The 18503-nt window shown below is 69.2% G+C and carries 12 protein-coding genes and 6 pseudogenes; 9 read left to right on the plus strand and 9 right to left on the minus strand.

The genetic code is table 11. The features are described 5' to 3' along the window. Window positions 1-51 precede the first annotated feature (51 nt). On the minus strand, window positions 52-240 hold the full coding sequence (locus ABIE67_RS42695) for a hypothetical protein (RefSeq protein WP_370266945.1): 189 nt from the start codon (window positions 238-240) through the stop codon (window positions 52-54). Between the two features lie 552 nt (window positions 241-792). Further along, window positions 793-1092: a hypothetical protein gene (locus ABIE67_RS42700; RefSeq protein WP_370266946.1), complete on the minus strand. Its 300-nt coding sequence runs from the start codon at window positions 1090-1092 to the stop codon at window positions 793-795. On the opposite strand from ABIE67_RS42700, the gene ABIE67_RS42705 reads away from it, so the two are divergent. From ABIE67_RS42705 to ABIE67_RS42715, 3 genes and pseudogenes are all read left to right on the plus strand, one after another. After that, window positions 1085-1252 carry a BTAD domain-containing putative transcriptional regulator gene (locus ABIE67_RS42705; protein WP_370266947.1) on the plus strand — a complete coding sequence of 56 codons (168 nt, stop codon included), beginning with the start codon at window positions 1085-1087 and terminating at the stop codon, window positions 1250-1252. The two genes, ABIE67_RS42700 and ABIE67_RS42705, sit on opposite strands and share 8 nt — an antisense overlap. Before the next feature lie 502 nt (window positions 1253-1754). Further along, window positions 1755-2696 (plus strand): annotated as a pseudogene (locus tag ABIE67_RS42710) (RICIN domain-containing protein); the annotation flags it as partial. Beyond that, window positions 2696-3442: pseudogene (locus tag ABIE67_RS42715) on the plus strand (RICIN domain-containing protein); the annotation flags it as partial. The pseudogenes ABIE67_RS42710 and ABIE67_RS42715, both read left to right, overlap by 1 nt. Window positions 3443-3744: 302 nt before the next feature. Here ABIE67_RS42715 and ABIE67_RS42720 read toward each other — a convergent pair. Then, window positions 3745-4353, minus strand: a pseudogene (locus ABIE67_RS42720) (SpoIIE family protein phosphatase); the annotation flags it as partial. Between the two features lie 120 nt (window positions 4354-4473). Here ABIE67_RS42720 and istA point away from each other — a divergent pair. Together istA and istB are read left to right on the plus strand one after the other, a co-directional pair. Beyond that, entirely contained in the window at window positions 4474-5895 is a 1422-nt protein-coding gene (gene istA / locus ABIE67_RS42725) for an IS21 family transposase (protein WP_370251680.1), read from the plus strand. Next, window positions 5892-6662 carry an IS21-like element helper ATPase IstB gene (gene istB / locus ABIE67_RS42730; protein ID WP_370251676.1) on the plus strand — a complete coding sequence of 257 codons (771 nt, stop codon included), beginning with the start codon at window positions 5892-5894 and terminating at the stop codon, window positions 6660-6662. The genes istA and istB overlap by 4 nt, the downstream gene beginning before the upstream one ends. On the opposite strand, the gene ABIE67_RS42735 is transcribed toward istB, so the two are convergent. Beyond that, window positions 6608-8551 (minus strand): SpoIIE family protein phosphatase, encoded by a 1944-nt coding sequence (locus ABIE67_RS42735; protein WP_370269477.1) that lies wholly within the window; start codon window positions 8549-8551, stop codon window positions 6608-6610. The two genes, istB and ABIE67_RS42735, sit on opposite strands and share 55 nt — an antisense overlap. Window positions 8552-8981: 430 nt before the next feature. Here ABIE67_RS42735 and ABIE67_RS42740 point away from each other — a divergent pair, with 430 nt between their 5' ends. Continuing rightward, complete coding sequence (locus ABIE67_RS42740; RefSeq protein ID WP_370269479.1) at window positions 8982-9629, plus strand: TetR/AcrR family transcriptional regulator C-terminal domain-containing protein; 648 nt, start codon at window positions 8982-8984, stop codon at window positions 9627-9629. 305 nt (window positions 9630-9934) lie between these two features. Here ABIE67_RS42740 and ABIE67_RS42745 read toward each other — a convergent pair. The 3 genes and pseudogenes from ABIE67_RS42745 to ABIE67_RS42755 all read right to left on the minus strand — a co-directional run. Next, a pseudogene (locus tag ABIE67_RS42745) lies at window positions 9935-10450 on the minus strand (alpha/beta hydrolase family protein); the annotation flags it as partial. Window positions 10451-10511: 61 nt separating this feature from the next. Continuing rightward, window positions 10512-11945: an IS66 family transposase gene (locus ABIE67_RS42750; RefSeq protein ID WP_370253078.1), complete on the minus strand. Its 1434-nt coding sequence runs from the start codon at window positions 11943-11945 to the stop codon at window positions 10512-10514. A 67-nt stretch (window positions 11946-12012) separates the two neighbouring features. Beyond that, a pseudogene (locus ABIE67_RS42755) lies at window positions 12013-12237 on the minus strand (alpha/beta hydrolase); the annotation flags it as partial. 707 nt (window positions 12238-12944) lie between these two features. Between ABIE67_RS42755 and ABIE67_RS42760 the strand changes: the two are divergent. Continuing rightward, window positions 12945-13595 (plus strand): annotated as a pseudogene (locus ABIE67_RS42760) (transposase). A 159-nt stretch (window positions 13596-13754) separates the two neighbouring features. Here the strand turns inward: ABIE67_RS42760 and ABIE67_RS42765 are convergent. Further along, window positions 13755-15014: an MFS transporter gene (locus ABIE67_RS42765; RefSeq protein WP_370266948.1), complete on the minus strand. Its 1260-nt coding sequence runs from the start codon at window positions 15012-15014 to the stop codon at window positions 13755-13757. A gap of 421 nt (window positions 15015-15435) precedes the next feature. Between ABIE67_RS42765 and ABIE67_RS42770 the strand changes: the two genes are divergently transcribed. Next, window positions 15436-15564 carry a hypothetical protein gene (locus tag ABIE67_RS42770; RefSeq protein ID WP_370266949.1) on the plus strand — a complete coding sequence of 43 codons (129 nt, stop codon included), beginning with the start codon at window positions 15436-15438 and terminating at the stop codon, window positions 15562-15564. A 343-nt stretch (window positions 15565-15907) separates the two neighbouring features. After that, the gene (locus ABIE67_RS42775) at window positions 15908-16201 is read left to right on the plus strand and encodes an FAD-dependent oxidoreductase (protein ID WP_370266950.1); all 294 of its coding nucleotides are present in this window, start codon (window positions 15908-15910) and stop codon (window positions 16199-16201) included. A 1093-nt stretch (window positions 16202-17294) separates the two neighbouring features. On the opposite strand, the gene ABIE67_RS42780 is transcribed toward ABIE67_RS42775, so the two are convergent. Beyond that, window positions 17295-18479 carry an IS701 family transposase gene (locus ABIE67_RS42780; RefSeq protein ID WP_370252597.1) on the minus strand — a complete coding sequence of 395 codons (1185 nt, stop codon included), beginning with the start codon at window positions 18477-18479 and terminating at the stop codon, window positions 17295-17297. Between the last annotated feature and the right edge of the window lie 24 nt (window positions 18480-18503).

An 18503-nucleotide genomic window follows, 5' to 3' on the forward strand; every position in this document is an offset into this window, starting at 1 on the left:
CACCCGGCGGGGTGACGTACTGCATGCCCGGCGCCACGGCCGTCGCTCGCCTCAGCAGCACCTGGCGCCGCTCGGCTGCCCCGGCTCGTCGATGCGGTCTGTCCCGGCGGTCGCCAGGTCCAGCTCGGCGTGGGCGCGGTCGTGTCGTATGTCCCAGACAGTCAGATGTTGTGGCGACGCTTGACTCATCGGTGCCGAGACGCCGTAGGCGAACGTCGTGCCGTCGGCGTCGAACGCCATCAACGGCAGGGTGTCCGTCGGGCGCGCTTCGCCGCGCAGGGATTTCTACGCCTGGACAGGGTGGTGCCGCGGGAGGCCCGGGGTCTCGATCCACAAGGAGCACCTCGGCGCCTTGCCCGTCCGGGTGGGGGGCGCCGATGCGGCGCCCGGAGGGGGGCAAGCGCTTCGACATGGGGGCAAGCCCTTCGATAAAGCTTTCCTGCCGTTCGTCCGTCATACCTTCGTGCAGACCGGTCGGAGATGCCAGTTGCCGCCGAACGGTTCTATGCGAAGCGCTTCGACAATATGGTGTGCGCCGGGAGTATCGCGTCCGGAGCGCCCAGAGTGCCCAGGCGCCTTCTCCGAGCCGACGGCGCGTCACCGACGGGAGGGCTCGTGCAGGCACCGCTGATACGCGTCCTGGGGGCGATCGAGATCCGCGACGACGTCAACTCGGGGCTGCTCCGAGGCGCCGAGCCGAGCGCGCTCCTCACCTCGCTCGTGCTCCGGCCGGGGCGGGGGGTGCCCCTCGAGCCCCTGACGGACGGTCTGTGGGTGGGTGAACCGCTCCGCTCAGCCGTCGACGACCTGCGCTCGCACGCCCACCTCGTGCGCCGCCACCTCCCGGTGTCCACTCCCTTGGTCAGTCATCAGGGCGAATACGCGCTTCTGGTCGGCCCGGACGTAGTCGTTCATTTCGTGTTCGCGCGCCTTGTCGGCCGCGGGTGGGCCGCGGTCGCCATCGACCCGTCCCGCCCCGGCGAACTCACCACCGCCGCATTGGCCCTGTGGAGTGCGGACCACGCCACTGTGCGGGTGGAGCGGTACGGCATGCCCGACGGCCCGCTCCGCATGTTCGGAGCCGGTGCGCATCCGCAGCCGGCTGCCGGTGCTGGACGCCCATCACCAGCTCGGGGAACCGAGCCGGGTGACGGACGCCTACGAGCTGGCGCGATCCGTCTTCCGGCGCGAGCTGGGCACCGACCCCGAGCCCTGCCTGGGACGGCTTCACCGACGGTCCACGGCGGAGTGATGCCCCGTCCAGCCCGGTCTCTTCGCGCCGCGTTGGGGGAGCGCACCGCATCCAGCAGAGAGGCCCCATGCCAAGCTGCTGACGGCGTTTCCCATCCTGCCGGCTGTTGTCCTCGCCACCTCCGCCGTGGGCAAGGCCCGCACTGCCGGATTCGGCGCGTTCCTCAGCGCGCGCTCCGACATGGGCCTCGGCAGTCCGCGCCCCCGGCGCCCGCCGCGAGGAGGGGCGGTCATATCGCCGTCGCCTCGACATCTTGGACGTCAGGTCCGAAAGCTCGAGGACTCAGCACCCGTAGCACTCTTCCCGGGTGCGGCGGCGGAGGAGTCCGGTCGCGTCCGGGAACGCCTGAGCGTGCCCCGGGTGCGCCCGCCGCTCGCAGGTGATCTGCAACGGCAGCACCGGCCAATGGTTCGGATCTCGACGTGGCTGGGCCCTGCCTCGGGGGCGCCCTCGGAGCGGGCTGACGCACTCAGCGAAGGAGACACGGATGAAGGGCATGTATATGACATTCAGGGTTGCGTGGCGGATACGCGGGAGGCGTACGGGGGCGCTCGCCGCGGTGACCGCCCTGATGGCGGCGCTCCTGACCGGGTTGGGTGCTGCGGGGACGGCGCGGGCGGCCACCGTGGATACGAACGCGTCGTACGTGCTGGTCAACCGTGGCAGCGGCAAGGCGCTCGACGTTTCGGGTGCGAACACCGCCGACGGGGCGGCCCTGTCGCAGTGGACCCGCGCCAACCAGCGTTTCCGGTTCGTCGACTCGGGCGGCGGCTACTACCGGCTGAAGGCGCAGCACTCCGGCAAGGTCCTGGACGTCCTCAATTACTCCACCGCCGACCACGCGGACATCGTGCAGTGGGGTGATGCCAACAGCGCCAACCAGCAGTTCCGGCTGGCGGACTCGTCGGACGGCTATGTCCGGCTGATCAGCCGCAGCAGCGGCAAGGCCGTCGAGGTCCAGAACGCCTCGACCGCGGACGGTGCCAAGGTCGTGCAGTTCACCGACTGGGGCGGGGCCAACCAGCAGTGGCAACTGGTCCGCGCATCGGGAGTGCTGGCGCAGGTGCACACCGCGGGGCGGGTCAAGGACGCCGGAAACACGGTGCAGTACAGCTGGCCCGGCGTGTACTTCGAGGGCACCGTCAGGGGCACGGGCGTGGGGATCGTGCTCAACGACTCAGCCGCCGACTACGACGTCCAGATCAACGGAGCCACCGTCGCCACGCTCGTGACGCCCGGCAACACCACGCACTGGATCAACGGCCTGCAGGACCGCACGCACACTGTCCGGCTCGTCAAGCGCAACGACACCCCGGGAGACACCAGCACATTCGGAGGCTTCGTCGCCGCGCCCGGCGGTGCCGTACTGAGCAAACCGGCCGCCCGCAGCCGTCAGATCGAGTTCATCGGTGACTCCCTCACGGTGGGCTACGGCAACCTCTCGACCTCACCACCACGCCCGGCGGCTACGCCGCCTTGACCCGCTCCTGGACCTCCGGCGACACGGTCACCGTCCGCCTGCCCATGCGGATCGTCATGCGAGCGGCCAACGACAACGCGAACGTCGCCGCGATCACCTACGGCCCGGTGGTCCTGTCCGGCAACTACGGCAACTCCTCGCTCAGCTCCCTCCCGTCGCTGAACACGTCCTCGATCACACGGACCAGCAGCAGTTCGCTCGCCTTCACCGCCACCGCCAACGGCGCCACCGTCAACCTGGGACCGTTCCACGACGCGCACGGCCACAACTACACCGTCTACTGGAACACCAGCGGCAGCGTCCGTCTGGTCAACGTGGGCAGCGGTCTCGTGCTGGGCATCCAGGACATGTCCACGGCCGACGGTGGCCGTGCTCTGCAGTGGAACGACTCGGGCACCGCCGACCACAACTGGCAAATGATCCCCGACGGAAGCGGGTTCCGCTTCCGCAATGCCAACAGCGGCAAGGTGCTCGGCGTCCTGGACATGGCCACGACCGACGGCGCGACCGTCCTGCAGTGGTCGGACAACGGCACCACCGACCACATATGGACGCTGCTCGACCAGGGAGACGGGACCTACAAGATCCGCAACGCGCACAGCGGCAAGCTGCTCGCCATCGCGAACAACTCCACCGCTGTCGGCGCGTTCGCAGTCCAGGACTCGGACAACGGCACCGCCGACAACCGGTGGCGCATCTTGGGGAACTAGTGCCGCATCAGTCGACGTTCGCCCTGTTCTGAGCGGCTGCGGCATCTGGACCCCCAGGCCAGACCCGCACAACGCCGGCGGCCGACCCGAGCGGGCTCTGGTACGTGCAGCTGCAAGGCGGAGGAGGCGGCGACATGAGCCGCTATCGCGGCGGGCGACGCGATGGGGGTCCCGCTCGAGCGACGTCGAGAGTGGGGGAGTCGCCGAGTGACGACAACGCGGCTGGGGTCCCCACGCCCTTAAGGCAGTTGGGGGGAGCGCGTGCCAGGGCCCGCGACGCCGGCATGACCGAACGGCGGGCCCTAGGGGAGGGCCTGCGCGCACCAGATCGTCTTGCCGCTGGTGGTGTGCCGGGTGCCCCACCCCTGGGTGAGCTGGGCGACGAGCAACAGGCCCCGGCCGCCCTCGTCGAAGGCGCGGGCCCGGCGCAGGTGCGGAGCGGTGTTGCTTGCGTCGGAGACCTCGCAGATCAGGGAAGTATCGCGAATCAGCCGCAGCCTGATCGGCGGTTCGCCATATCTGATGGCGTTGGTGACCAGCTCGCTGACGACCAGTTCGGTGACGAATGACGCCTCCTCCAGGCCCCAGGTGTCCACCTGGTCGACGGCGAACTTTCTGGCGCGCTGCACCTGCGCGGGGTCGGGCTCGACGTCCCAGTCGGCGACGTGGTGGGGGTCCAGCGCTTGAGTGCGGGCGAGCAGCAGGGCGGCGTCGTCGGTGCGGCGTTCGGGGAGCATGGCGTCGATCACCGTGTCGCACAGGGCCTCCAGGGAGGTGGCCGAGTGGTTCAGGACCCGCTGCAGTTCGGCGATCCCCTGGTCGACGTCGCGTTCGCGGCTTTGCACCAGTCCGTCGGTGTAGAGGGCTAGGAGGCTGCCCTCGGGCAGCTCGAGCTCGGTGACCTCGAAAGGTGTCGGCGTACACGTGAACGTGCATAGTCACGTACGGATGAACGTGCATAGTTCCTGATGTGTTGAGGGCCGGTGCCCTGCACTCTGCTGCCTGTTGTTCAAGGTTGCAGAGAGGGGTCGATGGTGGTCTTGGACCCGCAGCGCTGGCTGGAACTCCGGCGTTTTCGTGGCCTGGTCGAGTCCGGGGCCATGAGCCTGTCGGAGGTTGCCAAGGAAACCGGGCTGAACTGGCGGACGGTCAGCAAGTACTTGTCTGCCGACGGGTCGGCGTCGCCGCCGCGTCGGACGGTGAGCGGGCAGCCACGCAGGCGGGTGGTCGATGAGGTCGCCCCGCTGATCGACGCGATGCTTCGGGCCGAGGTCCTGATGAAGGCCGCGGTGATCCACGAGCGGCTGGCCAAGGAGTACGGGTTCACCGGCAACTACCAGCGGGTCAAGCTCTACGTTCAGGAAGCACGCCCGAGGATCGCCGAGGAACTGGGCATCACGCCGAGGGAACTGGCGGGGATGCACCGCCGGTTCGAGGTGATCCCGGGCGCCCAGGCGCAGGTGGACTGGGGTGATGAGGGCAAGACCCTCGCTCACCTGGGCATTCCCAAGGTCTACTCCTTCCACATGGTGCTGTCGTACTCGCGTGACCCGTTCTGCTGCTTCACCACCAGCCTGGATCTGCAGACGTTCTTCGACTGCCACCGGCGGGCGTTCGCGCACTTCGGCGGGGTGCCGATGACGATCGTCTACGACCGCACCAAGACCGTCGTCCGCCGCCACGTCGCCCCCGGCGAGGCGGTCCCGCTGCACCCGGAAGCGGTCGGCTTCGCCGGCCACTACGACTTCGACATCGACGTCCTGGCCGCCTACCGGCCGCAGGGCAAGGGCCGGGTCGAGCGGCAGGTCCTGATCGTGCGCGACCACGTCCTGTCCGGGCGGGCCTTCTCGTCCGTCGAGGAGATGGACGCGGCGTTCGCCGCGTGGGTGCCGCAGCGGCGGGCCCAGATCCACAAGACGCACCGGGAGGTCATCGGTGAGCGGGCGGCCCGGGACCACGCGGCCCTCAAGCCGCTGCCTCCGACGCCGTATCTGGTGGCCGAGCGGCATCTGCGGCCGGTCGGCAAGGACTGTCTGGTCGCCTTCGGCGGGAACCTCTACTCGGTGCCCGCCCGCAAGGTCCGCCCACGCCAGCTGGTGGAGATCAGGGCTACAAAGTCCCAGGTCATGCTGCACTCGACCGCCCCTGATGCCAGCGGGGAAACGCTGTTGGCCATGCACCCGCGGGCAGTCGGCCGCGGTGTCCGCATCGTGGAGGAGAAGCATTGGGACGGTCTGCCCACCGGCCAGGGCCGCCGGACCACCAGCGGCGACGTCCCGCCCCAGCCTCGTCACGAGCGTGTCCCCGGCGAGGAAGCCGGTCCGCTGCAGGCCCTGCTGCACCGGGCCGCGGCCACCCGGATCGAGGTCGGCCGTCGGCCGCTGTCGGTCTATGACGAGCTGACCGGCACCCGTCCCTTCACCACCCACCCGAGCACGAGGGAAACGTCTTGAGCGAGCTGGTCTCCACCCGCGTCCGCAGCACGGCCGGCAAGCTCGGCCTGCCCCACCTGGCCGAAGCCATCAACGAGTACATCCGGCGGGCCGACGAAGCGAAGATGGGCTACCTCGAGTTCCTCGACCTGGTCCTGTCCGAGGAACTCGCCGTCCGCGACGACCGGCGCTTCCGCCAGGGCCTGCGGCTGTCGAGGCTTCCACACCACAAGACGCTGGACGAGTACGACTTTTCGTTCCAGCCCGACCTCGACCCGCGCAAAATCAAGGACCTCGCCACCCTCTCCTTCGTGGAAGCCAAGGCGAACGCGGCCCTGCTCGGGCCGCCCGGAGTCGGCAAGACCCACATCGCCATCGCCCTGGCCGTCGCGGCCTGCCGGGCCGGCTACTCGATCTACTTCACCAGCCTCGACGACATGGTCCGCAACCTCAAAACCGCCGAAGCCGCCGGCCGGCTGACCAACAAACTCGGCACCTACCTGCGGCCGAGTGTCCTCGTGGTCGACGAAGTCGGCTACCAGCCCCTCGAACGCGCGGAAGCAAACCTGGTCTTCCAGGTGATCTCCAAGCGCTACGAGAAGGGCTCCATCATCTTGACCTCGAACAAGACTTTCAGCGAGTGGGGCCAAGTCTTCGGCGACGAGGTCCTCGCCACCGCGATCCTCGACCGGCTCCTCCACCACTGCGAAGTCGTCCCCATCAACGGCCCGAGCTACCGACTCAAGAACCGCCTCAAGGCCATCGAGCGGGAAACCGAAGTGGCCTGACACCTCTGCACGTTCAAACGTACGCAGCTATGCACTTCAGCTCGTACGCCGACAAAAGGCAGCCCACCGATGCCGAGCGGCGGTCCCGGCTGTGCGGATACCGGTGTCCTGGCGCCGTTCGGGGAGATGATCAGCGGCAGCGGATGGCCGGCGCTCGCCAGCGTGAAGCGCCGCGAGACCGGATCGTAGACGGTGTAGAGGCAGGTGGCCCCGGACTCGCCGGTCGGCTGGAATTGGCCGACGGGCTGGAGGTCGCTGGCGAGGTGGAGGACCAGGTCGTCCAGGTGGGTCAGCAGCTCGTCCGGCGGCAGGTCGACGTCGGCGAGGGTGCGGACCGCAGTGCGCAGCCGCCCCATGCTGGCCGAGGCGTGCAGGCCATGACCGACGACGTCGCCGACGACCAGGGCGACGCGGGCGCCGGACAGCGGAACGACGTCGAACCAGTCACCGCCCACTTCCGCGCCGGTCCCGCCGGGAAGGTAGCGGGATGCCACCTCGACCGCCTCCTGGTTCGGCGGCCCCTGCGGCAGCAGGCTGCGTTGCAGGGTCAGCGCGGTCGTGCGCTCGCGCGAGTACCGGCGGGCGTTGTCGATGGCGACGGCTGCCTTGGCGGTCAGCTCTTCGGCGAGGATCAGGTCGTCGGCGGTGAAGGCCTCGGGCCGGTCGAGGCGTGAGAAGGCGACGACGCCGAGCAGCGCGCCGCGCGCCCGGAGCGGCACGGTGATCCGGCCGGTCAGCCCGTCCGCGGCAAGGGACTCGTCGATCAACGGGTTGCCCGGCGGCCAGTGGGCCGGGTCGGCGGCGAGCCCGGGCCCGAAGGCCCACTCGCCGCCCTGGCCGGGCTCAGCGGCGAGCTCAACCATGGACCTGCCGGTGACCATGCAGCGGGCGGCGACGGAACCGGGAGCGTGACTGACCGGTGTCGTGGGCCCGGGAGCCGGGTCGGTGCCCTCCTTCGCGCTGTGCCGGGCGGCACAGCTGAGCGCGATGGTCTCGCCGGGGGCGAGCGCGGACACGGAGGGCGGCTCCTCTCCACGCAGGACCTCGTCGAAGAGATCCACGGTGACGAGGTCGGTGAATCCCGGCACCGGGGTGCCGGCCAGTTCCTGGGCGGTGCCGATCACGTCGAGGGTGCGGCCGATGCCGCCGCTGGCCTTGTTGAGGATGAGCAGGCGTTGCCGAGCCCAGTACTCGGCGCTCATGTCGAATCCCCAGTTGGCGATCGCGCGGACCCTGCCCTCGGCATCCCGGACGGGCCAGATGCTGGTGGCCCAGGCGTTGGCGTAATCGCTGCCGCGCGGGCGGAAGACGGTGATCAGACGCGTGGGCTCGCCCGTCCTCGCCACTTGGGCGAGCGCGTCGGTGTAGGGCTTGTCGTCCCTTTCGGGAAACAGTGTGCGGTCGAATTCGGGAAGCACCTCGCGGTACTTCTTGCCGAGCACTTGCTCCTCGGAGTGCGCTATCACCCGTCCCGAGGAGGCGTTGATCCACAGGAACCGCAGCTCAGGGTCGTAAACGCCCAGAGCGAAGGGGCACTGCTCGAAGGCCCGGTCGGCGATCACCGGGCGGCGCCCCCAGCGCTGGACGGTCACCACGTGGCCCAGTGCCCGCCCGTCGGGGCCGAGCAGCGGGTGAGCCGCCACCACGGCGTCCACCGTGGAACCGTCCCGGTGGCGCAGGGGGATGAACCCCGTGGGGTCGGGGCCGGCGCCGTAGCCCTCGGGGAAGCCGGGTGGCGGGGGATCGACCAGCAGGTCGGTCACGGGGCGGCCGACGGTGTCCTCCGCCGTCCAGCCCAGCAGCAGCCGGCACCCCTCGCTCCAGCCGCTCACCAAGCCGTCCGGGTCCACCACGGCAACGGCAGTGGGGGCGTCCTGCTTGCCGGCCATCTCCACGCGCCACGCCTCCGTCCGGACAGCCGTGCCCGTCAGGGCTGGTTTCCAGCGGCTGCTTCCAGCCTAGATCGGCCCCCGCTCGACGGCGCTCCGGCCGGTGCGTTCGGGGCGCCGGGTGCCGGAGCGACTGGAGCTGGGGCCTTCGCTCCGGACAGTCGCCCCCGGGGTTGAGAGGTCGTGGAGCGCCGCGGTGTGCGGAGACGAACCGGCGGTGGTTCCACAACATCCTCTTGGCGGGTTCCCGGGTTCCCGGGTTCCCGGGTTGCCGACCTTGGCTCCCACGTCCGACGCCCTGAGGTCCGCTGGATCCACCCGATGAGTGAGCAGGCCAGGGAAGTAACCCTCCGGCGATCAGGGCAGAGGCGCAGGAGCCACTCCCGCGCGGCGGAAGCGTCCGGCATCCTTCCTCACCCCGGATCTGATCCTGGACACCGCAATGGCCGTGATCGAGAGGGACGGTCCGGATGCGCTCACCTTCCGTCGGCTGGGCACTGATCTGGGCGCCGACCACACAGCCGTCCTGCGGCACTTCCGCGGCAAGGACGAGCTGCTGCTCGGCCTGGCCGCCCGGCTGGTCAGCGATGCCCTGCGCGACTTCGCACCGTCGGACAGCTGGCGCGAGACCCTCGCGTCGCTCGCCCGACGGATCCGTGCCGCATGTCTGCAGCACCCGGGTGTGGCCGTCCTGGTCGCGGCCCGCACCTCGCGGCGCGAGCCGGAGTTCCACGGCGCCGACGTAGTCATCGGCGCCCTGATCGAGGCCGGCCTCCATGGACGCGAAGCGGCCTCGTACTACCGGGTCCTGGCCGATACGGCACTCGCCGCCAGCGCCTTCGAGGCTTCCTTCAACGTGCTGGACAAGGGCGCTCAGGAAGGCGACCGGCTGGCCTGGCGCCGCGAGTACCTGATGGCCTCGCCACAGCGGTACCCGAACCTGGCACAGGTCGCCCCCCATCTCGCGGAAATCGACGAAGAGGACCAGTTCGAGACCGCGATCGGCCTGCTCCTCGACGCCGTGGAGCTCCGCGCACAGCGCGCCCGCGCAGAAGGAAGCGAACACAGGGAGAACTGACGCCTCTTCGGGCACCAGGGCAATTGGCGAGACCGCGCAAGCGCTGGCGGAGTCCCTGCTGGAGACCGGGCGCGGGGGAGGGCGGGCCATATCCGTCGTCAGGAACGTGACCATTCCGCGGAGGGCACGAGCAGGGCACGAGGACGCCACCACAGCCGTTCCTCTTGACCCTCCATGGCGGTGGTGTCGATGCCCTGCTCGATGATGTGCAGGACTCGCCGGCCCGCTGGCTGGGCTGGACCCACGATCGGCATTCGAGCAGGAACGGATCACAATCGGCGCGTCACGGAGTACAGGCGGCGGTATCAGCCAAGGTGCCGGGCGAAGAACCGCAGCGTGCTGTCTATCTCGAATGCCGGGACCTCACCGTGCTTGCCGGGGTTGGCGTGCAGCGTCTTCTCGGTTGAGGCGAAGGCGTCGAACAGTGCCAGGCTCTGGGTCCGTGGCACTCGCTCATCGTCCCACTGCACGAGGAACTCCACCGGGACGGTGATCCGCGCGGCGGCCTCGGCTGACACCTCAGCACCGCCCAGGCCCAGCACCGCCGCCCGGACCCGGGACTCGGCGGCGATAAGCGGGACACCGATCACGCAGCCCAGCGACACACCCCAGTAGCCAACTGGGCCAATGCCAACCTGACTGAGCTTCTGGACCGCATTGAGGACTGTCTGCCATTCCGGCACAATCTGGCGGACAACGAGCGCCTGGAAGCTGGCGATCAGCGGGGCCAGTCCCTCACCGGCGGCAAGCCGAGCCTCGTACTCGGTCGCGATCCGTGTGAACTCCTCATGTTCCGGCCGGTCACCGTGGCTAGGCGCATCGTGACTGGATAGGTGTCTCGGTCCGGAGGCGTGCGTGATTGCCGGTTGGCGGGACCGGTGATCAGCCGAGGGCGGGCATCCAGGGGCTGCCGCGCATGGCCTGGATGAGGACGTCGAGCATGGGCTGCTCGTGTCGGGTGGCGGTGGCCAGGTAGGTGCGGATCGCGGCGAAGTCCTGCGCGCCGTGCAGCGTGCGCAGGCAGCCGGAGACCTTGATCCGCAGCTTGGCCATCCTGATCGTCTGTTCGGCTGGGTTGTTGTCGAACGGCAGTGTGAGGTCGTGGACCCAGCGCAGGTAGTCGTTCCAGCGCTTCGTCAGCCGTCTGAACAGGGCGTGGTACTTCGCCTCGGTCTTCGAGCTGCGGGTGGCGGTCGCCTTCAGCCCGTCGGCCACCGCCTGGGCCAGCGCCCCAAGCTCACCGTCCTTCACGGACACGGCGATCGCGTCGAGCCCGTCCGCTCGGGCCTCTTCCGCGGCCTTCTTCAGGGCCAGCACGGCGTCGATGGCGCGGTAGGCCGCGCACCGGGCCTTCTCGCTGCCCCGCTCGGTGACCGCGACCAGTTCGCGTAGTACGTGTGCCGAGCACAAGGCGTGTTCGGCCTGCGGGTAGGAGTCGTAGGGCGCCCAGGCGTCGTGCATGGCGATGCCGGTGAAGCCGGGCAGTATCCCGGCCGCGTCGATGCCTTCGCGACCGCGGCGGCGGTGCACCGACAGGTGTACGAACTGGCCGCTGGAGGCGGAGTGCAGCCAGTGCAGGCACCCGGCGGTGCGGAACCCCGTCTCGTCGAAGAACGCCACCGCCGCGCCGGCGACCTTCCCGGCCACGAGACGGCCGAAGGCATCCAGCCGGCTCGCGCAAGTGCGTACCCACGAGGCCACCGTGCCCGGCGCGACGGACGCGTCGAAGAGGTCTGCCAGGGCGGTGGCGGTGCGGTCCTTGGACAGGAACTGGCCGTGCATCAGGTAGACGCCGGCGGCCGCGAGACCAGGACCGTACTGCACCGGGGCCCGCACGCCCTCGGGACCGGAGGCCTTCTCGCTCCGCCCGCACGCGCACCGGCAGGTCAGGACCTGATGCTCGGTGACCTCCAGGCCGATACGTTCGGGCAGGTCGAAGACCTGACGCCGCTCGATACCGGCCACGACGGCCCCGGCCAGGTCCGCACCGCAGCCGGCGCAAGGGCCGTGGGGCCGGTGCTCGACCCGGTGGTCGGGGTCCGCGACCTGCCGCAGCGTGATGCCCTTCTGGCCTTTCGGGCGGCCCGGCCCCCGCCCGGACTTCCCACGCAGAGACTTCGGAGCCGGTTTCGCCAGTCCGTCCGAAGACGGCGGCCTGGAAGAGTTCGCCGAGTTCTTCCCCAGCCGGGCCGTCAGGTCCACGACCTGACCCTCCAGTACCACGATCCGTTCCCGCGCCGCGGCGAGTTCCTCACGCAACTGCACCACCAGAACAGCGAGTTCCTCATAAGAAGGCGGCACAGCAGCATCAGACACGAGACAGATGATCACCGATCCAACTGACAAGATTCAACTCATCCCGCCAGGAGCACCTATCCAGTTACGGCGCATCGACCGCCACCACGGCGAAACCGCACTCGGCCACGAAACGGCGCGCACGGTCCACGATGCCAGGGGCCTTCTTGTTCTGACCGCCGCCGTGCCCCATGGCAATCAGGGGGCGGGTCCCGTCGGCACCTCGTGGAGTCCATAGCACGCCAGGGATGTCGCCGAGGAGAAAGAGCTGCTCAAAGACGCCGTCTGACGACGTCTCAGAGGTAAAGCGCATAGTGTTTCGGGCCTTTCGGGATGCCTGCTGCGGGCGCTTTCCAAGGGTTGTTCCGAAACTGCTGGCGTGTACGGCCTAAGGCAGCCCGGAACGGCCTTACGGAGGCTCGGGCGCCAAGGCTTGCAGGCAGGCAGGCAGGCAGCCTCGCCCGAGCCGCTGTGCCAGTCCTGGACTCCAGAGCCATGTGCGTGTGCGGGTTCGGCCTATGTCGGCGCTGTGGGCGGCTGCCACCACCGTCATTACCGGCCATGCCAAAAGAGTCGTACCAAGCTGTGCATAATCCCCATCTGTGCCTATCGCGACAACCACGAACTCGGCCGGGAAGACCAGCACTCCGATCAGTGCTCCTACGAGGGCAAGTCCCCATGCGCGGGTGATTGCGCGAGAGGCAAGAGCCAGTCCTCCACCGAGAATCAAGCCCATCAGCACGCCGGCCGGCAAGCTTCCTCCGAAGAGCAGCCCGCCATACCGCACGTTACGAGCGGCAAGCTGCGTGTCCCCTCCCGTAAGAAATTCCACCGCGGCCACCGCCAGAGCGAGAGCAGCCCATGGGATGCCCGGAACGCAAGCCATCAGCAGACCGACTCTCACGCCGCGCCCCGGCATGCCCCGCCTGTTCATACGCCCTCTCAGCCATCGCACGTGCTGCGTGGAGGAGATCACGTGAGCGGCTTGGTTGCCACCCCTTGGAACGGGACGATCAGCGGGTGACTGGTGTGATCACGGTGTCCGAGCCATCTTGGACAGCCCCGTTCACCGGACTGAGCCCGCGCTGCTTCGGCAAGCTGATCACCACGCTGCGCCGCGAAGGCGCCGACGAGGTGCGGCCGGGTCAGCCGTGGAGCCTGAGTCTGGAAGACCGAATCCTGCTGGTCGCCGCCTGCCGGCGGCGGGCGGTGGTCCTGATCGCCGACGGCACCCTGGTGCCCACCCGGGATCGCACTGTCGCTGAGCAGTCGAAGAACTACCGCTACTCCACCAACCACCAGGTCGTCATCGACGCAGACACGCGACTCGTGGTCGTGGTGGGCCGGCCCCTGCCACGCAACGGCAACGACTGCAGGGCCAGGGAACTATCCGGGGCCAAGACGGCCGTCGGCAAGGCCACCGTCATCGCCGACGGTGGCTACCGCGGCACCGGTCTGGTCATCCCGCACCGGCGAGTATTCGGTCAGGCCGAATTGCCCGCCTGGAAGGAAGATCACAACGCCTCGCACCGCCGGGTCCGCGGCCGTGCCGAGCATGCCTTCGCCCATGAAGAGTTGGAAGATCCTCCGCGAGTGCCGCCTGAAGGCGACGGCGTCCACCACGCCATGCTCGGCATCGCCCGCCCGCACAATCTCGCCAACACCGGATAGGCGGGCCCACTGACCCACTCACCGACCGTCAGAACGGCTTGAGACTCACCGAGGTTCTGGAACTACTCGGGGCCAAGCGCGTACACGCGGACGCACTCACGACGACGCAGCGCTTGCACATCCTGACGGACCCCCGCATCCACGACCGTGGCGGCGGGCTCAGCCCATTTTGCGCCGGATCGCTGTGCTCCCGGCGGGGTTCGCCGCTGACTCCTCGGCCGACGACAACTCCCGGCGCCGGAAAGTACCCGCGGCCAGGGTCAGCGGGCCGATCAGCAACACGAGTACCGCGACAGCGCCGAGTGCGGCGGGCAGGCTGGTCAGTTCGGCGATGGCGCCCACCAGGGGAGGGCCGAGGAGGAAGCCGCTGTAGGCGATGGTTGTCGCGAACGCGACCTCGCGCTCACCGCCGCCCCCTTCGGCCCGTCGTCCGGCCGCACCGCTCAACTCCATGACGACGGGGGACGCGTACGCCAGACCGACACCGGCGACAGCGAAGCCGGCGAAGGTGAGCGCCGGCGACGGCGCGATGACCGCGGTGGCCAGCCCCAGCCCACCGATCGCCGCACCTCCGATGAGCATCCGTGGTGCGCCCCAGCGACGCTGGATCGCCTCGCCGCACAAGCGGGTGCACGCCATGGTGATCGAGAAGCACGAGTAGATCAGGGCTCCGGTGGCCTCGCTGAGACCGCGCTCCTGCACACCGAACAGCGCCGACCAGTCCGCGGCCGCTCCTTCGGCTATCGAGGCGCACAGTGCCACGCCGCCGAGCAGCCACAGCGCCGGTCGCCTGAACGGTGCCCGCCCGGCACGCCCGCTCTCTGCGGGCACCCTCAGTAGTTCCTCGAAGGGAATCCAGCGGGCGATGCCGACGGTGACGCCGCCGCAGATCACCGCGACGATGACAAAATGACGGCTCGGTGCCAGCCCTTGTCCGGCCGCGACCGCGGCGCCGACCGAACCGGCCAGCGTGCCGACACTGAAGGCCGCGTGGAACAGCGGCATGATCGCCCGGCCGGTCCGCCGGATCGCTGTCACGCCGGACACGTTCATCGCCACGTCCATCGCGCCGACCATCGCGCCGAGTACGATCAGCAGCAGGCCGAGCGTCGCGGGCGACCTCGCCAGTCCCAGAGCCGGAAGCATCGCGGACCCGGCAACACCGGACACCGTCATCACGACGCGAGCGCCGAACGCCGCGCACAGTCGGCCGGCAAGAATCGAAGCGGCGATCATACCTACGCTGGCACCGAGCAAGGACAGCCCCAGCGCACCCTCGTCCGCACCGATCCGCGCGGCCAGCGCCGGCACCCGAGGGGCCCACGAGCCAAGCAGCGCGCCGTTGAGAACGAACGCACCGAGTACCGCGATGATTCCCGGGTCCCGGCCGTCGGCTCGGTCCGGACGGGTACCGGTCATTGTCAGCTCCGTTCCGGCCCGGTCCTGGTCGAGCCACGATCGGCCCGGCGCCGTGGCACACCTGCGGAGATCTGCGTGGATCACGCCGATGGAACCGAGCGTAGGTGCGCCGGAACACCCGCAGGCCGCGACGGCAGGCTCGCGCCAAGAAGATGGCTGGTTCACGCCAAGCGGGTGCGGCGTCGGCCGGCAACCCGTCAAGCTCTCCACAAGAACGAGGAGATGTCGTCACCCCGAACGATCCCCCCGGGGCCATGCTGCTGGTGGAGACAGTCCGCAAGACGGGCTTGGATACTGCGACATCTGCGGCTCCGGCACCCTGGTGCAAGACCACTCCACGACCGCTGCTCTCAACGTGGACACGCGGGTACGACCCGATACGCTGCTTCACCTGAGCAGTGCTTCTTTCCACGGCACGATCGTGCTTCTCTTCCACCGTCCGCTGCTGGTCCTGGTGCAGAGCGTCCGCTCGGACCTCGGGGGTGACGGCCGCGCCGAGGGTGATCGCCGCCGTGCCGGTGACTGGCGTCAGCGAGTACCGGACGGGTGAGCGGCTGGACTGCGTCGCCAGGATGTCGACCCGGTCGGCCTTCTTGATCCGCTGCCACTGGTTGGCGATGTGGTAGTGCGGGAACATCCTGGCCGGGTCGCCGGGGTGGCGCAGCAGGTAGCCGTCGACGGTGCCGTGCTTGGCGGCATACCGGTCGATCGTCTGCCGCACCCGGGCCGGCAGGGGCACGTCCCCCAGTACTCGCCCACCTTGCGGTGCTTGAGACGGTCGTACTGGCAGGTGGTCCGGTTGACCTGCTCGGTGATGCGGTGGACGTCGTCGGCGACGATGCGACCACTCGGATGTACTCGGGCCGCGTGTTGACGGTGCGCAGGACCGCGGCGTGCACCTCACCCGCGACCGGGTCGTCGACCGGTCGTCCCGGACACGGGTGAGCGGCTTCGTACGGGACCGCCTCCCGGGGCTCGAACCCGACCCGGTGGCCGAAGCGACCTGCCTCTACACCATCACGCCCGACGAGGACTTCCTCCTCGACCGCCACGGCCCCTTCGTCATCGCCTCCGCGTGTTCCGGGCACGGCGCCAAGTTCGCCCCGCTGATCGGCGCGATGGCCGCCGACCTCGCCACCGGCCGCGCCGATCCACACCCCCGCTTCAGGCTGGACCGCGCGGGCTAGGATTCGCCGGTGAGTGAGCATCCCACCCCCGCAGAGGACTCAGTGGGCGTTTGATGGTGATTCACGCCGACCGTTTCAACATGTTTTGCCACATTTATCGCCAACGCGTGCGGCCTGAAACGCCTGGAAGTTACCGACAGACAGGAAGCTTCCAACCCGTTGTTAGACCAGACGGAATTCGGCGCTGAGGAGCGGATCAAACGGGCGACCGGATCGGCACCCGGGATGCCGTGAAGGCGCATGTAAGGCGCGAATCACCCCGAAGGGTGTTGGCCGCAGGAGCGACTTAGCGTCTCAATCCATCCCTAAACGCCCACTCAGAGGGTGATACGTGAGTTGATGTCCGCATTGCCTGGTCGACTGGGGTAGGCAGGCTGGTCGGGGGGCCGCCGGGAGGCTACGGCCGCAGCTGGGTGAGCAAGCCCGGCTCGGTCTCGACCAGGACGCCGCTCTCGGTCAGCCGCTTGAGTGTCAGGCGGGTGGTGTTGATGTTGTCGGGCGTGATCTCCAGGTCCATCTCCTCGCACACCTAGCGCCCCCGCAGCGGGGCGTGGCAGGACGACTTCGCCCGGCCCTTGGACGGCGACCGGACAAGGCACGGTCGCCAGACCCGGCGGAATTCCGCCTAGGGGGTGTTCCGAAAGTCCCGCACAGCGCCCGCGGCGCCCGGCACGCACCCTCGCCGCACCGGCCAAAGGCCCAAGTACGTCCAGTACGAGGGCCTTCGTCCGGCACTCCCCCAGCCTTCGTCCGGCACTCCCCCAGCCTTCGTCCGGCACTCCCCCAGCCTTCGTCCGGCACTCCCCCAGCCTTCGGCCGGGGGGACCCCCAGCCTTCGGCCGGGGGGACCCCCAGCCTTCGGCCGGGGGGACCCCCAGGGCACGCACCGGACACCGCGGGCACCGCACGGGACTTTCGAAACACCCCCTAGTACTGCAACGGTGCTTGTTCTGATTGCTGGGCAGTTTTCAGGGGCTGTGTCCGCGTCGTTTGTAGTGGCTGATGCGGGCTTGGTGCTGGCGTCGTCGGCGCCAGGTTGACCAGTGCAGGATGTGGTCGGCCGGGGTGGGGCGGCGGTTGGTGAGGCGGGTGATCAGGCGTCGGATCTCGGCGAGGCTGAGGTGGATGAGCTGGGAGGATCCGTTTCTGCTTTGTCCGTGTCGAGCTGGCGGGCCCGCAGGACAGTCAGACAGGCGTGGGCGGCCATGGCCAGGGTCATGTGGCGGTGCCAGCCCGGGTAGCGGCGGACCTGGTAGTCGTCCAGGCCGCACTCCTGCTTCGCGGTCTGGAAGCATTCCTCGACTGCCCATCGGCTGCCCGCGATGCGGATCAGCTCGTCCAGCGTCGTGTCGGCGGGACAGTAGGCGATGTAGTAGGAGATCTCCTCGGGCCTGCTCACGCTGCGGCGGGCGAGGACCCAGTGCCGGCGGTCCTCGCGGTGCCAGGGCCGCACCTCGACGCGGGCCCAGTCGAAGATCCGCCGGCCGTGGGCTCCTTCACCGCAGGAACGGCGTTTCCATTTCTGCCGCGGCAGGCCGGGAAACAGGTCGTGGACGGGGTGGTCGATGGACCAGCGGGTGACGACGGTGTCGTGCCGGGTGGTGGCCATGACGTGGAAGACATCCGCCTGTTCCAGCTCGAACCGCCAGCCCTTGCTGAAGCCGTAGGCGGCGTCCGCCGTCACCCAGCCGAACGGGATACGGTCGGCGATGGCCCGGCGGACCATCGCCTTGGCCATGGCCACCTTCGTCTCGAAGGCGACACTGTCGTCGATGCCCGCCCGCCGGCACCGTTCCCGGTCATCCGTCCAGGAGGTGGGCAGATACAGACGGCGGTCGATCAGAGTGCGTCCACGGCCGGTGGCGTAGGCGAGGAACACACCGATCTGGCAGTTCTCGGTGCGGCCGGCCGTTCCGGAGTACTGCCTTTGCACCCCGGCCGAACGGACGCCCTTCTTCAGAAAGCCGGTGTCATCGACGATCAGGACGGCCTCGCGGTCTGCGAGGTGTTCCACGACGTAGTCGCGTACGTCGTCCAGGACCTCGTCGGCGTCCCACTCGATCCGGTTCAGCAGCCGGTGGATGCGATCGGGACCCGTATGCCCGGCCTCCTCCGCCAGCGTCCAGCCGTTCTTCCGCTCCAGCGGCGCAACCAGCCCACGCATGTAAGCCAGCGCCGACTGACGCGGCTCCTCCCGGTTGAACCGGTGCACGAACCGCTCATGCAGAGCACCCAGTTCCCCCGCCCACAACCTGACACCAGCAAGGTCCCCACCCATAACAACACCAACGACTGAACTGGC

Origin of the sequence: Streptomyces sp. V4I8, from assembly GCF_041261225.1 — a bacterium.
GTDB lineage: Bacteria > Actinomycetota > Actinomycetes > Streptomycetales > Streptomycetaceae > Streptomyces.